The sequence below is a fragment of the Telluria sp. ZB4P37 genome (genome assembly GCF_059685855.1).
The window spans coordinates 1-19,427 of the sequence record NZ_JCASID010000015.1 but is presented as its reverse complement, the minus strand read 5'-3'; the positions used below and the strand labels follow the sequence as shown (position 1 = coordinate 19,427).

The window sequence follows — 19,427 nt, the reverse complement described above, 5'->3', positions numbered from 1 at the left end:
ACGATACTTCGACAATGCCTCGACAACAAGGAAACGAGAATGACCATCTTGCGAATGCAACTCCTGTGGCTGTTCGCCGCACTGTCGCTCTGCGTGCCAGGGCCGGTTGCAGCCGAGATCCCGCGGCAGGTCACCGCCGGCGAGTTCCGCGCAGACCTCGCTTTCATGCGCGAAACGATCGCGCGGATGCATCCCGATCCGGGTTTTTCCGTCGACGCCGGGGCCGTGCGCACGGCACTCGACCAGCTGGGCCGGGACGTGCCGCCGACGCTGTCGCGCGACGAGGCATGGAGGCGGCTGGCCTCGCTCAACCCGCTATTTGCCGATGCCCATTTCTTCGTTGGCTATCCTGACTGGCGCGGCGACACGCGTGCGTGGCTCGCCAAGGGCGGCAGCCTGTTCCCGGTCGACGTGGAGCTCGGCCCGGGCAAGGACTTGTACCTGCGCCGCGCTACGCCATCGGCTGCGCCGACGCGCATTGTGTCCATCAACGGTATCGATGCCGATACGATGCTGCATACTCTGCTGAACAAGGTCCATGGCGATACACCGCGGTTCCGGGCAAACCTGCTGGCCCAGCGTTGGTGGCTGTTCTACTGGAAGACCTACGGGGCGCCCCGCCACTACCGCCTGGTCCTGGAACAGGACGGACAGAGGCGGACCATCGACCTGCCCGGCAGCCGCGCCTTGCCCCTCTTCATGCGCGAGGAAGCGCAGTTCGAACGCCAGTTCCAGCTTGCAATCCAGCCCGGCGTCAGCGCCGTGCTCACTGTCGGCACCTTCGGCCCGGCCGATCCGGCGCGCTTCCTTTCCTTCACGCGCGAGGCCTTCGCCCGGATCCGGCAAGAGGGCATCCAGAACCTGGTCATCGATATCAGCAACAACGGCGGTGGCGACGATGCCATGTGGCTGGACGGCCTCATGCCCTATCTAGCCACCAAGCCGTATCGTACCGGCTCGACGTACACGGCAATGTCGCGCGCCGCGCCCGGCACCCCCGGCGCAGTGTCGAACGGAGAGATCGCCACGTGGCGCGAGCCGCAAGCAGATCACCCTTTGCATTTCGGCGGCAAGCTGAGCGTGCGGATCGGGCCGGGAACCTATTCTTCGGCCATCCTGTTTGCCAACGTCATGCGTGACTTTGGGTTCGCCACGCTGGCCGGTACCGGCGGGGCAGCCAGACGGGCGCAGTCGGGCGGTGTGCGCGATGCCAGCTTGCCCCACACCGGCCTGGTGATCTCGCTGCCCCGCTTCATTCTCGATCCCCCGGCAGGGGGGCCGCGCGCTGCCTTGCTGGAAGCAGAGGCGGCGCAACCGGGCGAGGGCTGAAGGCCGCGGTCGGGAGGAACGGGGCGACCGGAAAGCAACAGGCGGCGCCGCGACCATGCACATTGCGGGGTGTTTTTCGTGCCGGATTGCCGCAATGCCGGATCGGGAAGGCGCTTTCCTACCGACCCGATCTAGATCAAGGCCACTCTTGTTGAGCGCGGTAAATTGACCAATGCACAGGTTGCAATGCACTGGCGATTCCGCGCCCCGGCAGCCGCCGCGCGCGCCATTCAGGAGGGGTGGAACATGTTCGGTCGACAAGTAAAGAGCGAGATTGACAGCCTGGTCGGCATCTCGGCCCGGATTGAAGGTGACCTGTGCTTTACCGGCGGACTGCGCATTGACGGCGAAGTGCACGGCAACGTGGTCGCGGCCGATGGCGCCGACAGCATGCTGATCGTGTCCGAACATGCCCGCATCGAGGGCGAGGTGCGCTGCGCCAGCCTGGTGGTCAACGGCTACATCGCCGGTTCCGTGTATTCGTCGGAACTGCTTGAATTACAGCCGAAAGGCCGCATACATGGTGATGTCCATTACCGCTTGCTCGAGATGCATGGCGGCGCCCTCGTGACGGGGAAACTGACCCACGAACCAGCCGGCGAGCCGGTGTTTCATCTGACCGACGCCGAGGCAGGGTCCGCAGCATGAGTTGCGGCTAGGGTCTATAATGGGCGTAATTCGAAATTCACCAGGAGTTCCCCATGACCGCAGTCGTCGAAGTGCAAGACCTTGACACGATCCCCGTCCCGATCAACTTCACCGACAGCGCCGCACAAAAAGTTGCACAGCTGATCGAAGAAGAAGGCAATCCCGACCTCAAGCTGCGCGTCTTCGTGCAGGGCGGCGGTTGCTCCGGCTTCCAGTATGGCTTCACGTTCGACGAAATCGTCAACGAAGACGACACCACGATGGAAAAGAACGGTGTCCAGCTGCTGATCGACTCGATGAGCTACCAGTACCTGGTCGGCGCCGAAATCGACTACAAGGACGACCTCGAAGGCGCCCAGTTCGTGATCAAGAACCCGAACGCCCAATCGACCTGCGGTTGCGGCTCCTCGTTCTCGGCGTGACGGCCTCTGTACGGCCATCACTCCCCAGGCCGCCCGGTGATCCGGGCAGTCGACGGCCCGGTTGATCCGGGCCGTTTCTATTTCTGGCCTGCCCCTTACGCCGGATACAGTGCGCCCAGGATGCGCGGCCCGCGTGCGCCGGTCACGGCCGGCAGGTTGCCCGGTTCACGCCGGCTGAAGCGGTAGCCCAGCCAGGCAAAGGCCAGCGCCTCGACCCGGTTCGGCGCAACGCCCAGCACGGCTGTCGACTCCACCTGCACCCCGCCCAGCGCCGCGCCAATGTCTTTCAGCAGGGTCGCATTATAGGCGCCGCCGCCGCAGACATAGATGGCTTCCACGCCTGCGCTTTCGCCACGAATCGATTCCGCAATCGTGGTGGCTGTGAGGCGCGTCAGCGTCGCCATGACGTCCTGCGGCGCCACGTCGGCGAATCCCGCCAGCTTCCTGTCCAGCCATTGGTCATGGAACAGGTCGCGGCCCGTGCTCTTGGGCGCCGGCTGGCGGAAATAAGGCTCGTCGAGCAGCGCTTCGAGCAGCGGCGCATGCACGGTGCCGCTTGCGGCCCAGGCGCCGTCTTCGTCATAAGGCTTGCCCAGGTGGCGGCCGATCCACAAATCCATCAAGACATTACCGGGGCCGGTATCGAAACCGGTTACGCGGCCATCGCCATGCAGCACGCTGATATTGCCGATCCCGCCGATATTCACCACCACGCGCACGGTGCCCGGCTTGCCGAAGGCGGCTTCGTGGAAGGCCGGCACCAGCGGCGCGCCCTGGCCGCCGGCCGCGACGTCGCGGGTGCGGAAATCGGCGATCACGTCGATGCCAGTCAGCTCGGCCAGCAGCGCGGGGTTATTGGTCTGGCGCGTAAAACCCAGTTCCGGGCGGTGGCGGATGGTCTGGCCATGCACGGCCACGGCCGCGATCGGCGCGCCGGCGGAGGGCTTCAGCTGGCGCACGCATTCGGCGTAGCACAGCGCCAGGCCGTTGGCGGCCAGCGCCTCGCGTTCGAGCTCGTTCTCGCTGGCGGCCTGCAGCGCCATCAATTCGCTGCGCAAGGCGGCAGGGAAAGGCGTGAAGGCGGCGGCGATCGAGCGGATGCTGCCGCCCGCGAAGTCGGCCAGCACGCCGTCGACGCCGTCGAGGCTGGTGCCGGACATCAGGCCGATGTACAGGGAAGGGGACTGGCTCATATGCGTTCTCGCTCGATTGACTTGGGACAGCGCCGGCCGTGCCGGCGCCCCTGCATACTAAACGGTGCGCCGGAAAAGCGGAAGGCAGGCCGGGGCGCGGTCGCCGCGTGGTAATCCACGTATTTGCCCGCCTGCCGTTCTGTTACCCTGAGCGGAACTACCCGGAGTGAGATATGAACAAGGCCGGCATTGCCGTACAAGTTGTGTGCTGCCTGGCCCGCGAATGCTTACGCGCTTGCGCTGGACTATAACGTGGCAACTGCCTGCCCCGACATGGACGACGGGCTGCTCGGCAGCGCTGCGCCTGCGGTTCAGGAACCGCCAAAGGCGCCATATTATGAGGTGCTTGGACGTTTCATCTACGGCTACCACCGTGAAGGCGTCTCGATTAAACAGATGAACGACCCTGAACTGGCCCGGCGCGGCCCGCCGGAACTGGCCGGACGCGCCCGCGCCATGGCGCAGAAGTTCGACTGGATCCTGCATGGCGAGATCAAGCCGCCCGAAGCGGAGCTCAAAGACATCTTGCGCGAAGCAGTCTCGATCAGCGCCGCGATCCGCGAGTGGCAGCAGGGCGCCAGGCGGTAAGGCGCAGGTCTCCCGGCAGCTTCAATGAAAAACGCCCCGCGGCATGCATGATGCGGCGGGGCGTTTTACGTCGTGTTGCGTCTAGCGCTTGCCGCCGGCGATCAATACCGCCGCACCCGCCACGATGGCAGCCAGGCTGGCCCACAGGGGAATATTGACCTTTTTTTCTTCGGCGACCGACAGGTTGAACGGTCCCAGGCTGGCCTTGTGCGTGTCCTGGGTAAAGCTGAAGCCGCCCAGTGCGGCGCCAAGCAGGCCTGCGACGAGGAGGACGATGCCGATGATTTTGGTGCTGTTCATTGTGATTTTCCTTTTTATTCTATTATTCGAATCCGTCGCCTTGACGCGTACAGGTGTGCAGCAGTTACCGGTCAATCATCGTTCCTGCGATTGGGCACGACGCGCGGCAGGCGCGCGGAAATGACGACGCCTTCATCCTCGTTCGAGATCACGGAGACTTCGCCCTCGTGCGCCGCGACAATCTGCTTCACCACATATAGCCCCAGCCCCAGGTTCTGGGTCCGTGCGCTGGCGCGCTCGCTGGCCGGACGGATGGCGAAACGCTTGACCGGGTCGAACAGCGTGCGCAGCTTGGCCGGCGAAATGGGATCGGACTGGTTGCGCACCTCGTAGATGACTTCCTTCGGGAAGCCGCGCAAGGCCACCTTGACCGCTGCGTCCGGCCGGCCGTGCTGGACGGCATTCGAAATGAGGTTGGAGAAGGCCTGCGACATGCGCGCGCCGTCCCAGGCGCCGGTCAGGTCGCCCTCGACCAGCAGGTCGATCCTGCGGTCCGGATGGAAGGTGCGCGCTTCCTCGACAACACCCTGGCCGATCTCTGCCAGGTCCACGGTGTACGGATCGACCGGAATGCCGTCGCCAAGGTGGGTCGTCGAAAAGTCCAGCAGGTCGCGGACGATCGCGTCCATCCGTTTCGAGCTGTTGAAAATGCGCAGGGCAACCTTCAGGACTTTCGCCGGCAGGGTCTGGTCCTGCAGCAGCACCTGGGCGCCCATGCTGATGGCGCCAAGCGGGGTGCGGACGTCGTGGCCGAGAATGGCCAGGAAGAGGTTCTGGGCTTCGCGCAGCATCTTCGCGTAGCGCGCCATGGATTCGGTCTGGGCCTGGTCGATCGACTCGTTAAAGCGGATCATGTCCTGGACGTCGCCGGCCGTCGTGATCTCGGCCTGGCGCGCCCACAGGCGCAGTACGCTCGAGCGCAGGGCCCGGTATTCGGCCATCACCTGCTCGCCGGTAAAGCCCGAGGCGACCCGGTCGGCTGCGTGGATCTCGGCCGCGGTATCGTCTGTCGCCTGCGGGCCCTGGCCCTTGGACTTGGCAATGCTCTCATGCTCGGCCTGGGGTGTGTCCAGGTCGGTGGCGACGACTTTCAGGACGGCCGCAGCATGGTCCCGCAGTTCTTTTTTATCTGCATCTGCCATTGGTTCGAGGGTCGACGCGAAATCTTCCCACTCCTGCAAGATGCATTCAAGATTATTGCGGATAAAGTCTGATAATTTCATTGATTTCCTGTATGTGCCTGGGCGGTGCGCGCGCTGTTCTGTAGTAGCGTGCGCACCTGCAGTAATAGTTCTTCTGCCAAAAACGGTTTGCGCAGGAAGGCGTCGTACGCGTTTCCGCCAGCAACCTTGCACTGCAAGGAACCGCTCATCAGCAAGATGGGAAACTGCCCATCGACGGGACTCGTTTTGAGTTGCTCGCTCAACTGCAGCCCGGTCATGCCTGGCATGCAGCAATCGGATATGAGCAGATCGGGCTGCTGGCGCGAGATTCTCGCCAGTGCCTCCGAAGCGCTCAATACGACGCTGACGTCATAGCCGTGGGACTCCAGCATCATCGAGCAGTTTTCTGCCAGGTCCGAATCATCGTCTGCTATTAATATCATGCTTATCTCCTTGTATGGGACGGGTATCGCGCATCTCGGCTTCTGCCATGCGAAGCTGGCGGCGGGGCCGCCAGCTTGCCATCAGCGCTGCGGGACCACGATCACCGTGTCGCCGGTCTTGCCCTTGTCGCCTTTTTCGCCATCGTAGCCCTGGGCGCCGGTGTCGCCGGTCTTGCCCTTGGCGCCGTCGTAGCCGGTCGCGCCGGTGTCGCCCTGCACGCCTTCGGCGCCGGTGACGCCGGTGTCACCGGTGGCGCCGGTCGCACCGGTTGCACCAGCCTGGGCTTCGGCGCCGGTTGCACCGGTGGCGCCGGTCGCACCAGGCGCGCCGGCAGGACCGGCGATTACCTGGACAACTGGAGGCGGCGCTTCGCGCTGGCAGGCCGACAGGGTGAAGGTAGCGGCGAGGGCGAGCAGAATGAGGGAATGTTTCATGGTAAATCCTTGTTTGGGGTAGTGCGCCGCAGCAGGCGAACGGCTCGACGGCGTCGGGCAGCGTTGCGTGGCGGGAGGGGAAATCGGCCGGGAGGCGCTGCCCCAGGTCAGGTGACCGGGGGAGGGGCGGTAGCGGGGAGTAGGACCATCATGCTCCTCCGCTTGAAGCAGTTCCGTTCGGAACCGAACACAGAACACCGCCGCCGTGCAGGACGCAGGCGGCGGCCTTTCATTTATCCGGTTCGCTGCATGCGCTCGCTGATATCGAGCCCGATGCCGCGGTAGCCAACGAACGCACTGGCTGCGTCGAACATCGGTTCGCCGCTGACCTGGAGGTACTGGATCCGGCCGTCCGGCAGGGTACGGCTATAGACGAAGTCGAGGAAGGGCTGGCGGTTCGCAATGCGGGCGTCGAGCGTGGCCCGTTCCTCGACGTTCCAGCCGGCCGCCGCCAGTTCCTCGGCTGTTGCACCATGGCTGATGCCGAGCATCTCTTCCACCGGGCCCGAGAATTGCGTCAGCTTGCCCGTCGCATCCTGCTCCCAATACCAGTCCGACGACAGCTCCGTGAAGCGCTGGAAACGCGCTTCGCTCTGCCGCAACTCGGCCGTGCGCTCGAGCACGGTCTGCTCCAGCAGGCGGTTGTGGTCGTTCAGCCTGCGGTAGAGCAGGCGCACTTCCAGCATGTTGTGGATGCGGGTTTGCATTTCCACGAAATCGAAAGGCTTGCTGACGAAGTCTTTCGCGCCAGCCTGCAGGGCGCGCAGCTTGTGCGCCGGCTGGGCCGTGATCACCAGCACCGGCAGGTAGCCGCCGTCTTCGATCTCCTTGAGCGCCTCGATCACCTCGAAGCCGTCCATCTCGGGCATCTGCAGGTCGAGCAGGATCAGGTCGAAGCGCTGTTCCTGGTGCAGGGCGCGCACCGTGCGCGGATCCTGGGTAGTGGTGATGTTCTGGTAGCCCTCGTTGTGCAGCATCATCTCGAGCAGCATGACGTTCGCTTCCTGGTCATCCACGATCAGGATGGTGGCGTTCAAAATTTCGCTGGCTTCAAGCATGGCAGTTCCCTGGGTGGTGATCGTCGTGGTGAGGTGGGACCTCGTCAGGCGGGGTCGGGCAGTAGGCGGCGGCGTGCACCAGCGCGAGATCGAGCGCATTCATGAATTCGTGCACGCGGATCGGCTTGGTGAGGTAACGGAAGAAGCCCGCTTCCAGCCCTTTTTCGATATCGCGCGGTACGGCATTGGCCGACAGCGCCAGCACCGGAATGTGCGCCGTGAGGGGATCCTCGCGCAGGCGTTTCAGTGCCCCGTAGCCGCTCATGCCCGGCAAATTGATGTCCATCAGGATCACGTCCGGCAGGTAGGCGCGCGCCAGTTCGATGCCGAGGTGGGCATCGATGGCCGTGAGCAGCTTCAGGTCGCCACGGCGCGCGATCAGCTGCTCGACCAGGGCCAGGTTGGCCGGGTTGTCTTCGACGTACAGCAGGGTCGGCTGGTCGCCCAGTTCCTTCGGGACGACCGGACGGCGCTCCAGAGATTCTTCGTCAATATTGTCCAGCAGCAGGGTCGGCGGCGCCGAGGCCGCGAACTCCACCCAGAACACCGTTCCCACGTCGACGATGCTGTCGACGCCGATCTGGCCGCCCATCAGCTCGACCAGTTGCCTGGTCACCACCAGCCCGATGCCCGTGCCTTCCTCGACGCTGTCGTGCTGGCCGAGGCGGTTGAATGGCTGGAACAATTGCGCCAGCTGCTCGGCCGACAGGCCGGCGCCGGTATCCTTGACGCTGATGCGCACGCGCTCGGTGCCGCTGTTGGCGCACTGGACGATGACGCTGCCGCCGAGGCCGTTGTACTTGATGGCGTTCGACAGCAGGTTGATCATGACCTGCTTGATGCGGGTGCGGTCGGCATGCACGTAGAACACGTTGTCGGGCGACGGGAAGCTCATGCCGATACCGCGCTTGATCGCCTGCGGCTCGATCATGCCCTTGCAGTCCTGCAGCACCTCGTTGATCGACATCGATTCCTGCGACATCGTCACCTTGCCCGCCTCGATCATGGTCAGGTCGAGGATCTCGTTGATCAGGCGCAGCAGGTACCAGCCACCTTTCAGGATCTGGTCGATCGAGCGCTGCTGGCGCGGATCCGGCGGCGGCACTTCCGAGCCCATCAGCTGGGCAAAGCCGAGCACCGCATTGAGCGGCGTGCGCAGCTCATGGCTCATGCTCGACAGGAATTCGGACTTGGCCAGGTTGGCCTTGTCGGCCGCTTCCCTGGCGGCGTGCAGCTCGACATTGGTTTCCTGCAGCGCGTGTTCGAACTGCTTGCGCTCGGTAACGTCGCGCGCCGCCGCAAACACGCCCTGCAGCTTGTGGTCGCGGTCGTGGAGCGTGGTCGCATTGAACGAGACCACCGTCTCCTTGCCGTCGCAAGCCAGCACCGTCAGTTCGTAATTCCTGACCTTGCCTTCCTGGAGCACGCGGGCGATGGCTTCGTCGCCACGCTGCGGCTCGGTAAAACAGCTCTTGAAGGGCGCGCCGATCAGTTCGTCGCGGGTACGGCCGGTCAGCATTTCCATCTGGTGGTTGACGTCGCTGATGATGCCGGAGGGGTCGGTGGTGATCAGCGGGTCGATGTTCGATTCGATCAGCGAGCGGGTATAGAACTGCTGGTCGCGCAGGCGCTGGTCGAGCAGTTCCTGTTCGGCTTCGACCTGCTTGCGGGCGGTATTGTCCGTGCCGATCAGCAGGAAGCCGATGACTTCGTCGCGGGCGCCGCGCAGGGCGGTGACCGACACCAGCGCCGGGAAACGGGTGCCGTCGGCGCGGATATAGGTCAGCTCGTAGATGTCCTCGATGCCGCGCACGGCCTTGTAGACCAGCGCCTCGAAGCCCGGGCGGATCGTAGCGCCGGATTCCAGGCTCAGCGCGGCCGCACGCTCGATCAGTTCCTGCGCATCCGAAATGCTCGCCGGGGTCAGCTTGTTGACCACGTCCTTCGGGGCATAGCCGAGCATGCGCTGGGCGCCGACGTTGAAGATCTGGATCACGCCCTCGGCATCGGTGGCGATGCTGGAGAAATTTTCGCTGTTAAAAATGGCATCCTGCAGCGCGCCGGCTTTCAGCAGGGACCCGGCCGGCGCCGGCTCCTGTTCTTGCATGATCTTGCGTTGGCGCGCCTGGCGCCTGGCCACGACCAGCAAGCCGGCCAGCACGCACAGCAGCAAGCCCAGGCTGGCGCCGATGCGCAGTGCAGCCGCGCTGCTGACGGCGCCCTCGTCGAGGGCCACCGCGCTGACCAGGAGCAGCACGATAAAGGTGGCAGTAAAGCCGGCCGCCATCAGGCGCTCGACTGAGAGATGTCGCTTGTTTTGCATTGGTGCTAACTAAAATGGGACAACGGACGCCATCCGGCGCCGGGAGGTGACCGCAATAAAGAAGCGCTCAAGAGGCGCGCACGGGCCGGCCGTCGGGCAGGCGTTGCCGTACGTCCGGTAGCAGCCGCGTGAATTCCTTCTTGACCACCCCATAGCATTCGCACACCTGGCCTTCGAGGCCGACCCGGTCGAGCACAGTAATGTGGCCGCGCCGGGAACTGATAAAGCCACGAATCTGCAGCCGGCCGGCAGCCTCGGTGACGCCTTCGCGCCGTACGCCCAGCATGTTCGAGATCAACTCCTGTGTCATCCTGAGTTCGCCGGATCCGAGTCGGTCAAGCGTGAGCAGCAGCCAGCGGCACAATTGCTGTTCGACACTATGATGGCGATTGCACACGGCCGTCTGCGACATATGGGTCAGCAAGGCCTGGGTGTAGCGCAGGAGCATGCGCATCGCCGGACCGGCACGGTCGAATTCTTCCGCCAGGATCCGCACTGGCAGGCGGAAGCCGAAGCCGCCGGTCTGGATCACGGCGCGGCTCGGCGTGGTGCTGCCGCCCATGAAAAGGGACACGCCCAGCATGCCCTCGTTACCGACCCCGGCAATCTCCGATGAACCGCCGTTTTCCAGCAGGTAGTGGATCGAAATAATGGCAGTCGTCGGAAAATAGACGTAATCGGGTTTGGCACCGGATTCGGACAGGACATCGCCTAGGAGCAGTGGTATGAGCTCGAGGTGAGGAGAGATGCGGTCGTACTCTTCGTTGAGCAGGGCAGCGAGAAGCTGGTTCTGGTTGGGGTCTTGCCGAGATTGCATGTTGCCTTATTGTTCAGTCGGTAAAGCCTGATTAAGGATCAGGGTAGCATGCGACTTACCTTACACCTACAACTATCTGGCCCGCAATATATAAAGGAAGCTGAGCGCGCTACCGAACAGAACGGCCTCCTGTAGAGGTAGATAGTGAATCAACGGAAGCAAAAACGCTGCTAATAAAACGCGCTCCGGCATTTCCACCCTTGCATGACCTCGTGCTGAGAATTCAGGAAATGATTCACTAGAAAGTACCGATATGCGCCTCGACCACGGCTATGCAGCAGTAACAGGATTCTCGGCCACCGGCTGGCACAATCCCTTGTCGTCGCCGCTCGTGGCGCTGGCAGCGAGCCGGATCGCAGCCCTTGCCTGGGCATTCCAGCAACAGGGCTGGGCCTGCTGTATTCCCCTGATCGCCGTCCTTGCCGGAAAAACCGCCAGGCTGGCTGGAAGAACCTACGCGAACTGGTAAGGCAGGCCATGCGCCTGGCGCCAAACAAAACGCCCCGCGGCATGCAAGATGCGGCGGGGCGTTTTTTACGTCAGGAGACGAAGATCAGCGGGCTGCCATCGCGTTGCCGCTTGGTGCCAGCAGCGAGAAACGGTGGTTCATTTCGGCGGCGGCCATGCGGAAGCGGTTCAGTTCGGTCGAGGTCAACGGCTGCTGGGCCAGCGACTTGAACTTGTTCGGATCCTTGGCGTCGCCTGCAACGCGGAACTCGTAGTGCAGGTGAGGGCCGGTCGACCAGCCGGTCGAGCCGACATAGCCGATGACCTGGCCCTGGCTGATCTTGCTGCCCCTGCGGATGCCCGGAGCGAAACGGCTCATGTGGGCATAGGCAGTGCTGTAGTTCGACCAGTGCTTCAGGACAACCTGGTTGCCGTAGCCGCCACTGTTGCCGGCGAAATCGACGACGCCGTCAGCCGACGCGCGGATCGGCGTGCCCTGGGTGGCTGCGTAGTCGACGCCCTTGTGCGCTTTCCACTTGCCCGACAGCGGGTGCACGCGCATCGAGAAGCCCGACGAAATACGCGAGAATTCCAGCGGCGACTTGAGGAAGGCCTTTTTCAGGGCCTTGCCGTCGAGGCTGTAGTAGCCGCCCTGCTTGGTGACCGGGTCTTCGTACCAGACCGACTGGTAGCTCACGCCGCGGTTGACGAATTCGCCGGCCAGGATGCGGCCGGTTTTCACCAGTTCGCCGTCCTGCCAGAAGGTTTCGTAGACGACCGAGAAGCGGTCGCCGCGCTTGATGTCCGAGCGGAAGTCGATGTTGGTCGAGAACATTTCGATGATCTGGCCAACGACGGAATCAGGCATGCTGCCGCCGTCCACGTTCGAATCGGTTGCCGAGTACAGCGAATTCTGGATCTCGCGCGAACGCATCTCGACGCGGCGCTCGAGCTTGGCCGGCGCTTCGATGGCGACGAAATCTTCGCCCTTGCGCTCGACCGTGACCTGGCGTGCATCGCCGCCCTTGGCATCGGTGACGGTGGCGCGCATCGACAGCAGCAGGCCATTTTCATCGGTTTCGGCCTGGACGCGCTTGCCGGTCTTGAGCGACAGCAGGCGGCGGGCGGTTTTATTGCTACGAACGAATTTTTGCGCTTGGGCGTCGTCGACACCGAGGCGGTTGAAGAGGGAACCGAGCGAATCGCCAGGGCGGATGCGCTCTTCGTGAATGAATTGCTGCTCGTTTTGCTGGAGGGCGGCGATCTGGTCTGCCAGGTTCGGCATTTCCAGGTTCTGCTGGATCGACTTGACCGGCACGTTGGACGTGTCGGCAGTGATCGGCGAGACACCAATGGCGCTGAAAGCGCACGCGCTCAGGAACACGGCACCGGCGCTGAGGATACGCGCCTTGCGGGTTACCGGCACCAGCTGGAGCAGGCTTTTAGGGGTAATTTTATGTGTAATGTTCATGCAATCAGTTAAAATTTGCGGCTGAACTTCCAGGAATCCTACTTCTTATCATCTTGCAAAGATGTTTGCAGGAAATAGAAACAGGATCGAGCATTATACCAAAAGATCTGGTCCTACAACCGCTTTAGCCAATTTCCTACAAGATTTTATGACTTTAATTGTTTCGTCCGGTAACAGCGCCCCGGTGAATTCTTCCGCTCCCCTGCCGTTGACGGACAAGGTGCGCGAGGCGCTGGCCATTGCCAAGCGCGGTGTCGATGAACTGCTGATCGAGAGCGAATTTGCCCAAAAGCTGGCGCGCTCCGAGCAGACCGGCAAGCCGCTGCGCATCAAGCTGGGCCTGGACCCGACCGCACCCGACTTGCACCTTGGCCACACTGTGGTGCTGAACAAGATGCGTCAACTGCAAGACCTCGGCCATCAGGTGATCTTCCTGATCGGCGACTTCACCTCGATGATTGGCGACCCGTCGGGCCGAAACGCTACTCGTCCGCCGCTGACCCGCGAGCAGATCGAAGAAAATGCGATGACATATTTCCGTCAGGCGTCGCTGGTGCTGGATGCCGCGCGCACGGAAATTCGCTACAACTCGGAGTGGTGCGACCCGCTGGGCGCGCGGGGCATGATCCAGCTTGCCTCGCGCTATACCGTTGCCCAGATGATGGAACGGGACGATTTCACCAAGCGTTACAAGAGTGGGACACCGATTGCGGTGCACGAGTTCCTTTACCCTTTGATGCAAGGCTATGATTCGGTCGCCCTGCAGGCGGACCTGGAACTTGGGGGCACCGACCAGAAATTCAACCTCCTGGTGGGCCGCGCGCTCCAAAAAGATTATGGACAAGAGTCGCAGTGCATCCTGACCATGCCGCTGCTCGAAGGCCTGGACGGCATTGAAAAGATGTCGAAATCGAAAAACAACTACATCGGCATCACCGAAGCCCCGAACACCATGTTTGGCAAGCTGATGAGTATTTCCGACGACATGATGTGGAAGTATTACAACCTGTTGTCCTTCCGCTCGCTGGCTGAAATCGAGGCCGTGAAAGCCGAAGTCGCCGGCGGCGCCAACCCACGTGACGCGAAAGTAGCGCTGGGCAAGGAAATCGTGGCGCGTTTCCACTCGGCCCAGGCCGCCGACGATGCGCTGGCCGACTTCGTCCACCGCTCCAAGGGCGGCATCCCGGACGACGTGCCGGAAGTCAGCCTGTCGGGCGCCCCGATGGGCGTAGCGCAATTGCTCAAGCAGGCTGGCCTGTGCGCGTCGACTTCGGAAGCCATGCGCATGATTGACCAGGGCGGCGTGCGCATCGATGGCGCCGTGGTCAGCGACAAGGGCCTGCAAGTAGAGGCCGGCAGTTTTGTTATGCAAGTGGGCAAGCGCAAGTTCGCCCGCATCAGCTTCGCATGATTGCCCTACTGCAACGAGTCAGTGAAGCCAGCGTACGCGTCGAGGGCAAGGTCGTCGGCGCCATCGATGCCGGTCTGATGGTGCTGGTCTGCGCCGAGAAGGGCGATACCGAGCGCGAAGCCGACCTGTTGCTGGCCAAGCTGCTGGGCTACCGCGTGTTTTCCGACGAGGCCGGCAAGATGAACCGCAGCCTCCTGGATACCGCCGGCGGCCTGCTGCTGGTGCCGCAGTTCACGCTCGCGGCCGACACCAAATCGGGCACTCGCCCCTCGTTTTCGCCGGCGGCGGCGCCCGAAGACGGGCGGCGCCTGTTCGACCATGTCGTGCGCCAGGCGAGAGAACGCCATGGCAGCGTCGAGACCGGCAAGTTCGGCGCCGACATGAAAGTGGGCCTCGTCAACGATGGCCCTGTGACTTTCTGGCTGCAGGTTGATCCAGTCGGGGTTTTGCGCTGATTGGCGCCCAGTTGCGTTGAAACGCGCGCCGGCTGAGGGAGTCAATAGCAGTATGGCCTGGGAGGACGTATGCGAATCTGGAGCGATTCATTTATCGAAGGCGAAGCGATCCCGCCGGAATGCGCGTTTGCGGCGATCGACCCCGTCAGCCATGTCAGGCTGTCGAACAACCGCAGTCCGCACCTGGCCTGGGACGACGTGCCACCCGGCACCAAATCGCTGGTGCTGACCTGCCACGACCCCGACGTGCCCTCCATTGGCGACCGGGTCAACCAGGAAGGCAAGACCGTGCCGGATACCTTGCCGCGGGTCGATTTCTTCCACTGGACCCTGGTCGATATCCCGATCGTGCTGAAATCCTTCCCCGAAGGCGTGTTCTCCGATATGGTCACTCCCCACGGAAAGCCCGGTCCGCTCGTGCCCTTCACCATCAAGAACGGTACCGAGCACCAGTTGCGCCACGGAATCAACGACTACACCAGCTGGTTCGCGGGCGACCCGGACATGGCCGGCGAATACTACGGCTACGATGGCCCGTGCCCGCCCTGGAACGACGAGCGGGTCCATACCTATGTGTTTACAATGTATGCGCTCGACGTCCCGCGCCTGCCGCTCGAAGGCGCGTTTACCGGCGCCACGCTGCAGCGGGCCATCCGCGGCCACATCCTCGACGAAGCGCGGACCTTCGGCATCTATTCGCTCAATCCCGCCGTCGCGCCTTCATTAACAACATAGAGCGCCTGACAAAACCTGGAATCGTCAGGTGCTCTTAGATCCGCCCTGAGGTTCGGGCGAACGGACCTCATGCTTTCGAACGACAACGCGCACCCCACCACCATCCTCCTGATCCGCCATGGCGAAACCGCCTGGAACGCCGAACGCCGGCTCCAGGGCCATATCGACATCCCCCTTAACGCCGAGGGCGAACGCCAGGCCGCGCTGCTTGCCGCGGCCCTGGCGCCGGAGCGGATCGACCACATCGTTTCCAGCGATCTGTCCCGGGCACGCCAGACCGCCGAGGCCATCGCCCGTGATCGCGGCATGCCGGTCGCCATCGACCGGTCGCTGCGCGAGCGCTGCTATGGCGGCTTCGAAGGCCTGCTCTACAGCGAGATCGCGGTGCGCTTCCCGCGCGAGTTCGCCGCCTGGCAGGGGCGTGACGTCGACGGCGTCCTGCCGCCGGGAACGAACCGCGGCGAGAGTTTCCGGCAGTTTTTCGACCGGGTGAGGTCGGTGCTCATCAAGCAGACGGCAGCCCATCCCGGCAAGACCCTGGCGCTGGTGGCCCACGGCGGCGTGCTCGAATGCGCTTACCGGGCGGCGCTGGGCCTGTCACTGGAAACGCCGCGCGACTTCAAGGTGCTCAATGCGAGCGTGAACCGGTTCGTGGTGGAGCAGGGTGGGTTGCGGTTGGTGAGCTGGGGCGAGGTGGGGCACCTTCAGCCGGCGGTGCTGGATGATTTGACCTAGGGGTGTTATGCGCAAAATTGCGTTCCCGCCTTCGCGCGAACCCAGGTTCGTCGCGCTCCTGTATCACCTCGATGCACCCATAACCCCCGCACTTACCCCCACTATCCACCCCTGCCAATATCACACAAACAACACCCCCCAAAAATTCTGCCGATAATTTGAGCAGCGATTGAGGTAAAATAATAGGTTCCCCGAGAAACTTCTGAGATTTCTGCTGTGCAAATCGGCCCCTACATCCTGCGTAATAACGTCTTTGTCGCCCCCATGGCCGGGGTGACGGACCGGCCGTTCCGCCAGCTGTGCAAGCAGCTGGGCGCCGGCTACGCCGTGTCTGAAATGGCGGCCTCGAACCCGCGCCTGTGGGCCAGCGAAAAGACCTCGCGCCGCACCGACCACACGGGGGAAATGGAACCGAAAGCGGTGCAGATCGCCGGCGCCGACCCGAAAGACCTGGCCGATTGCGCGAAGTTCAACGTCGAGCGCGGCGCCCAGATCATCGACATCAACATGGGTTGCCCGGTGAAAAAGGTGTGCAACAGCTGGTGCGGTTCCGCGCTGCTGCAACACGAAGACCTGGTCGAGCGCATCTTGCACGCGGTGGTGGAGGCGGTCGACGTGCCGGTCACCCTGAAATTTCGCACCGGCTGGGATCGGCAGAACAAGAACGCGCTGCGCATCGCCCGCCTTGCCGAGCAGGCCGGCATCCAGATGCTGACCCTGCACGGCCGCACCCGCGCCGACGGCTACAAGGGCAACGCCGAATACGACACCATCCGCGCCGTCAAAGCGGCGGTGAGCATCCCGGTGGTGGCCAATGGCGACATCACCACGCCGGAAAAGGCGAAATTCGTGCTCGACTACACCGGGGCGGATGCCGTGATGATCGGCCGCGCCGCCCAGGGCCGTCCCTGGATCTGCCGCGAGATCGATCATTTCCTGCGCACGGGCGAGCATTTGCCGGCGCCGCTGGTGGAAGAAGTGCGCGCGCTGATGAACGAGCACCTGCCCGCGCATTACGCCTTCTATGGCGACTTCATCGGCGTGCGTTCGGCCCGCAAACATATCGGCTGGTATGTGCAAGACCTGGCTGGCGGGGAAGAATTCCGTCAGCGCATGAATTTGCTGGAATCGACCGCCGAGCAACTGACGGCAGTCGACCTGTTCTTCAAATCGCAACTCGAGCATGGGGAGCGGTTACAATACCGCCCCGCGCTTCCTGCCGATGAGGCGTTGGCGGCCTGAACCGGCCAGCGCTTCGCACCGATGGCGCAAGCAGCAGTAATACGCAGTGCATAAAAACTAGAACACACGGGGACACGCTGCGCCAGCAGCGAGCAATCATTAACCAGGATGAAGCAGCAGAGAACATGAGCAAAGAAAGTATCCAGGAAGTCGTCCAGAAAAGCCTCGAGGATTATTTCAATGATTTGGGCGAGCAAAAGCCGACGAATATCTACGACATGATGGTCCTGACCGTGGAAAAACCGGTCCTCGAAGTGGTGATGACGCGCGCCGATGGCAACCAGTCGCACGCGGCGCAGATGCTGGGCATCAACCGGAACACTTTGCGCAAGAAACTCCAGGAGCACGGGCTGCTCTAAGCATTGCATGGCGTGGGCCGTGCGTTGGGGCGCGGCCGGTACAAGGTCCGCGCGCCCGGACGCACCAATTCTCAACCACAGGCCACACCATGATCAAACAAGCACTGATTTCCGTCTCCGACAAGACCGGCGTTCTCGATTTCGCCAAGGCCCTGGCTAGCCTCGGCGTCAACATCCTGTCCACCGGCGGCACCGCCAAGCTGCTGCAGGAAAACGGCGTGCAGGTGACCGAAGTCGCTGACTACACCGGTTTCCCGGAAATGCTCGACGGCCGGGTCAAGACCCTGCACCCGAAGGTGCACGGCGGCATCCTGGCGCGCCGCGACTTGCCCGAGCACGTCGCCAAGCTGGACGAGCACGGCATCCCCCAGATCGACATGGTCGTGGTCAACCTGTATCCCTTCCAGCAAACCGTCGCCAAGGTTGAATGTTCGCTGGAAGACGCGATCGAGAACATCGACATCGGTGGCCCGACCATGCTGCGCTCGGCCGCCAAGAACCACCGCGACGTGGTGGTGATCTGCGACCCGCTTGATTACGGCGTGGTGCTGGCGGAAATGAAGGGCGTCGGTGCAGAGGCCAGCCCGGTCAGCTACGAAACCAAGTTCCGCCTGGCCAAGAAAGTGTTCGCGCACACCGCGCAATACGACGGCGCCATCACCAATTACCTGACCAGCCTGGGCGAAGACCGCCTGCACGCGACCCGCGCCAGCTATCCGCAGACCCTGAACATGAGCTTCGAAAAAGTCCAGGACATGCGCTACGGCGAGAACCCGCACCAGGGCGCCGCCTTCTACCGCGACCTGACGCTTGGGGCCGGTGCACTGGCCGCCTACACCCAGCTGCAGGGCAAGGAACTCTCGTACAACAACATCGCCGATGCCGACGCGGCCTGGGAATGCGTCAAGTCGCTCGGTGGCCTGGGCCAGCCGGCGGGCTGCGTGATCGTCAAGCACGCCAACCCCTGCGGCGTGGCGATCGGCAGCGATGCCCTGGACGCCTATGGGCGCGCGCTGCAGACCGACCCGACCTCGGCTTTCGGCGGCATCATCGCCTTCAATGTCGAAGTCGACGGCCGCGCGGCCGAAGCCGTGTCCAAGCTGTTCGTGGAAGTGCTGATCGCGCCATCGTTCACGGCCGAGGCGCGCCGGATCATGGCGTCCAAGCAGAACGTGCGCCTGCTCGAGATCCCGCTGGGCGAGGCCCAGAACGCCTACGACGTCAAGCGCGTCGGCGGCGGCCTGCTGGTGCAGGCGCCGGATGCGAAGAATGTCGGTCTCGGCGAACTGCGCGTGGTCAGCAAGAAGCAGCCGACCCAGCAGCAACTGCAAGACCTGATGTTCGCCTGGCGCGTGGCCAAGTTCGTGAAATCGAACGCGATCGTGTTCTGCGCCAATGGCATGACCCTCGGCGTCGGGGCAGGGCAGATGAGCCGCATCGATTCGGCCCGCATCGCCTCGATCAAGGCGCAGAACGCCGGTCTGTCCCTGAGCGGTTCGGCCGTGGCCTCGGACGCCTTCTTCCCGTTCCGCGACGGGCTGGACGTGGTGGTCGATGCCGGCGCGACCTGCGTGATCCATCCGGGCGGCTCGATGCGCGACCAGGAAGTGATCGATGCGGCGGATGAGCGTGGCGTGGTGATGTTGTATACGGGTGTAAGGCACTTCCGTCACTGATCATCCATGTCGGCTGTCGGTTTGACCGGTGGCCTGCACGCAACTTGGGTCCCGGCCAAGGCCCACTGCTGTCCAAGATAAGTGGCAGATGAGTTGCCAGGGGCTACCGAAGATGAGTTGCTGAAGGGTATCGGGAGGGGGTTGCAGGTAAAGGTTTAGGGTTGTAAAAACCCCGAG

Annotated in this window: 21 protein-coding genes; 12 read left to right on the top strand and 9 right to left on the bottom strand. The window is 63.2% G+C overall.

Going from position 1 to position 19,427, the window contains the following annotated elements; translation table 11 throughout:
- Window positions 1-39 precede the first annotated feature (39 nt).
- The 3 genes from AC56K1_RS19420 to erpA all read left to right on the top strand — a co-directional run bounded on the left by AC56K1_RS19420 (window position 40) and on the right by erpA (window position 2,399).
- Window positions 40-1,329 carry a S41 family peptidase gene (locus AC56K1_RS19420; RefSeq protein WP_497159435.1) on the top strand — a complete coding sequence of 430 codons (1,290 nt, stop codon included), beginning with the start codon at window positions 40-42 and terminating at the stop codon, window positions 1,327-1,329.
- Between the two features lie 246 nt (window positions 1,330-1,575).
- The gene (locus AC56K1_RS19415; RefSeq protein WP_497159434.1) at window positions 1,576-1,977 is read left to right on the top strand and encodes a bactofilin family protein; all 402 of its coding nucleotides are present in this window, start codon (window positions 1,576-1,578) and stop codon (window positions 1,975-1,977) included.
- Window positions 1,978-2,030: 53 nt separating this feature from the next.
- Window positions 2,031-2,399, top strand: coding sequence for an iron-sulfur cluster insertion protein ErpA (erpA, locus tag AC56K1_RS19410; RefSeq protein ID WP_489875586.1), 369 nt, complete (start codon window positions 2,031-2,033; stop codon window positions 2,397-2,399).
- 95 nt (window positions 2,400-2,494) lie between these two features.
- Here erpA and AC56K1_RS19405 read toward each other — a convergent pair whose 3' ends face one another.
- Window positions 2,495-3,592: an anhydro-N-acetylmuramic acid kinase gene (locus AC56K1_RS19405; RefSeq protein ID WP_497159433.1), complete on the bottom strand. Its 1,098-nt coding sequence runs from the start codon at window positions 3,590-3,592 to the stop codon at window positions 2,495-2,497.
- A gap of 252 nt (window positions 3,593-3,844) precedes the next feature.
- On the opposite strand from AC56K1_RS19405, the gene AC56K1_RS19400 reads away from it, so the two are divergent.
- On the top strand, window positions 3,845-4,180 hold the full coding sequence (locus AC56K1_RS19400; RefSeq protein WP_497159432.1) for a hypothetical protein: 336 nt from the start codon (window positions 3,845-3,847) through the stop codon (window positions 4,178-4,180).
- An 81-nt stretch (window positions 4,181-4,261) separates the two neighbouring features.
- On the opposite strand, the gene AC56K1_RS19395 is transcribed toward AC56K1_RS19400, so the two are convergent.
- The 7 genes from AC56K1_RS19395 to AC56K1_RS19365 form a co-directional block, all read right to left on the bottom strand.
- Window positions 4,262-4,480 carry a hypothetical protein gene (locus AC56K1_RS19395; protein WP_497159431.1) on the bottom strand — a complete coding sequence of 73 codons (219 nt, stop codon included), beginning with the start codon at window positions 4,478-4,480 and terminating at the stop codon, window positions 4,262-4,264.
- A gap of 71 nt (window positions 4,481-4,551) precedes the next feature.
- The gene (locus AC56K1_RS19390) at window positions 4,552-5,622 is read right to left on the bottom strand and encodes a sensor histidine kinase (RefSeq protein WP_497159430.1); all 1,071 of its coding nucleotides are present in this window, start codon (window positions 5,620-5,622) and stop codon (window positions 4,552-4,554) included.
- 77 nt (window positions 5,623-5,699) lie between these two features.
- Window positions 5,700-6,086, bottom strand: coding sequence for a response regulator (locus tag AC56K1_RS19385; protein ID WP_497159429.1), 387 nt, complete (start codon window positions 6,084-6,086; stop codon window positions 5,700-5,702).
- Between the two features lie 81 nt (window positions 6,087-6,167).
- Window positions 6,168-6,521: a collagen-like protein gene (locus AC56K1_RS19380; protein ID WP_497159428.1), complete on the bottom strand. Its 354-nt coding sequence runs from the start codon at window positions 6,519-6,521 to the stop codon at window positions 6,168-6,170.
- A gap of 233 nt (window positions 6,522-6,754) precedes the next feature.
- Window positions 6,755-7,579 (bottom strand): response regulator, encoded by an 825-nt coding sequence (locus AC56K1_RS19375; RefSeq protein ID WP_497159427.1) that lies wholly within the window; start codon window positions 7,577-7,579, stop codon window positions 6,755-6,757.
- Window positions 7,572-9,686, bottom strand: a complete 2,115-nt coding sequence (locus AC56K1_RS19370; RefSeq protein WP_497159508.1) for a PAS domain-containing hybrid sensor histidine kinase/response regulator — start codon at window positions 9,684-9,686, stop codon at window positions 7,572-7,574. Before AC56K1_RS19370 ends, AC56K1_RS19375 begins: the two co-directional genes overlap by 8 nt.
- A 283-nt stretch (window positions 9,687-9,969) precedes the next feature.
- A complete protein-coding gene (locus AC56K1_RS19365; protein ID WP_497159426.1) occupies window positions 9,970-10,719 on the bottom strand; it encodes a Crp/Fnr family transcriptional regulator in 750 nt (249 codons plus the stop codon).
- A 253-nt stretch (window positions 10,720-10,972) separates the two neighbouring features.
- Between AC56K1_RS19365 and AC56K1_RS19360 the strand changes: the two genes are divergently transcribed.
- Window positions 10,973-11,188, top strand: coding sequence for a hypothetical protein (locus AC56K1_RS19360; RefSeq protein ID WP_497159425.1), 216 nt, complete (start codon window positions 10,973-10,975; stop codon window positions 11,186-11,188).
- Window positions 11,189-11,272: 84 nt separating this feature from the next.
- Here AC56K1_RS19360 and AC56K1_RS19355 read toward each other — a convergent pair whose 3' ends face one another.
- Window positions 11,273-12,637: a M23 family metallopeptidase gene (locus tag AC56K1_RS19355; protein WP_497159424.1), complete on the bottom strand. Its 1,365-nt coding sequence runs from the start codon at window positions 12,635-12,637 to the stop codon at window positions 11,273-11,275.
- Between the two features lie 148 nt (window positions 12,638-12,785).
- On the opposite strand from AC56K1_RS19355, the gene tyrS reads away from it, so the two are divergent.
- The 7 genes from tyrS to purH all read left to right on the top strand — a co-directional run bounded on the left by tyrS (window position 12,786) and on the right by purH (window position 19,250).
- Window positions 12,786-14,048, top strand: a complete 1,263-nt coding sequence (gene tyrS, locus AC56K1_RS19350) for a tyrosine--tRNA ligase (protein ID WP_497159423.1) — start codon at window positions 12,786-12,788, stop codon at window positions 14,046-14,048.
- A complete protein-coding gene (dtd, locus tag AC56K1_RS19345) occupies window positions 14,045-14,503 on the top strand; it encodes a D-aminoacyl-tRNA deacylase (RefSeq protein WP_497159422.1) in 459 nt (152 codons plus the stop codon). The genes tyrS and dtd overlap by 4 nt, the downstream gene beginning before the upstream one ends.
- Window positions 14,504-14,572: 69 nt before the next feature.
- Window positions 14,573-15,238, top strand: coding sequence for a YbhB/YbcL family Raf kinase inhibitor-like protein (locus AC56K1_RS19340; RefSeq protein WP_497159421.1), 666 nt, complete (start codon window positions 14,573-14,575; stop codon window positions 15,236-15,238).
- Window positions 15,239-15,307: 69 nt separating this feature from the next.
- The gene (locus AC56K1_RS19335) at window positions 15,308-15,973 is read left to right on the top strand and encodes a histidine phosphatase family protein (protein WP_497159420.1); all 666 of its coding nucleotides are present in this window, start codon (window positions 15,308-15,310) and stop codon (window positions 15,971-15,973) included.
- A gap of 216 nt (window positions 15,974-16,189) precedes the next feature.
- The gene (gene dusB / locus AC56K1_RS19330; protein ID WP_497159419.1) at window positions 16,190-17,215 is read left to right on the top strand and encodes a tRNA dihydrouridine synthase DusB; all 1,026 of its coding nucleotides are present in this window, start codon (window positions 16,190-16,192) and stop codon (window positions 17,213-17,215) included.
- Window positions 17,216-17,340: 125 nt separating this feature from the next.
- Window positions 17,341-17,574: a helix-turn-helix domain-containing protein gene (locus AC56K1_RS19325; RefSeq protein WP_027865797.1), complete on the top strand. Its 234-nt coding sequence runs from the start codon at window positions 17,341-17,343 to the stop codon at window positions 17,572-17,574.
- 89 nt (window positions 17,575-17,663) lie between these two features.
- Window positions 17,664-19,250 carry a bifunctional phosphoribosylaminoimidazolecarboxamide formyltransferase/IMP cyclohydrolase gene (purH, locus tag AC56K1_RS19320; RefSeq protein WP_497159418.1) on the top strand — a complete coding sequence of 529 codons (1,587 nt, stop codon included), beginning with the start codon at window positions 17,664-17,666 and terminating at the stop codon, window positions 19,248-19,250.
- Window positions 19,251-19,427 lie beyond the last annotated feature (177 nt).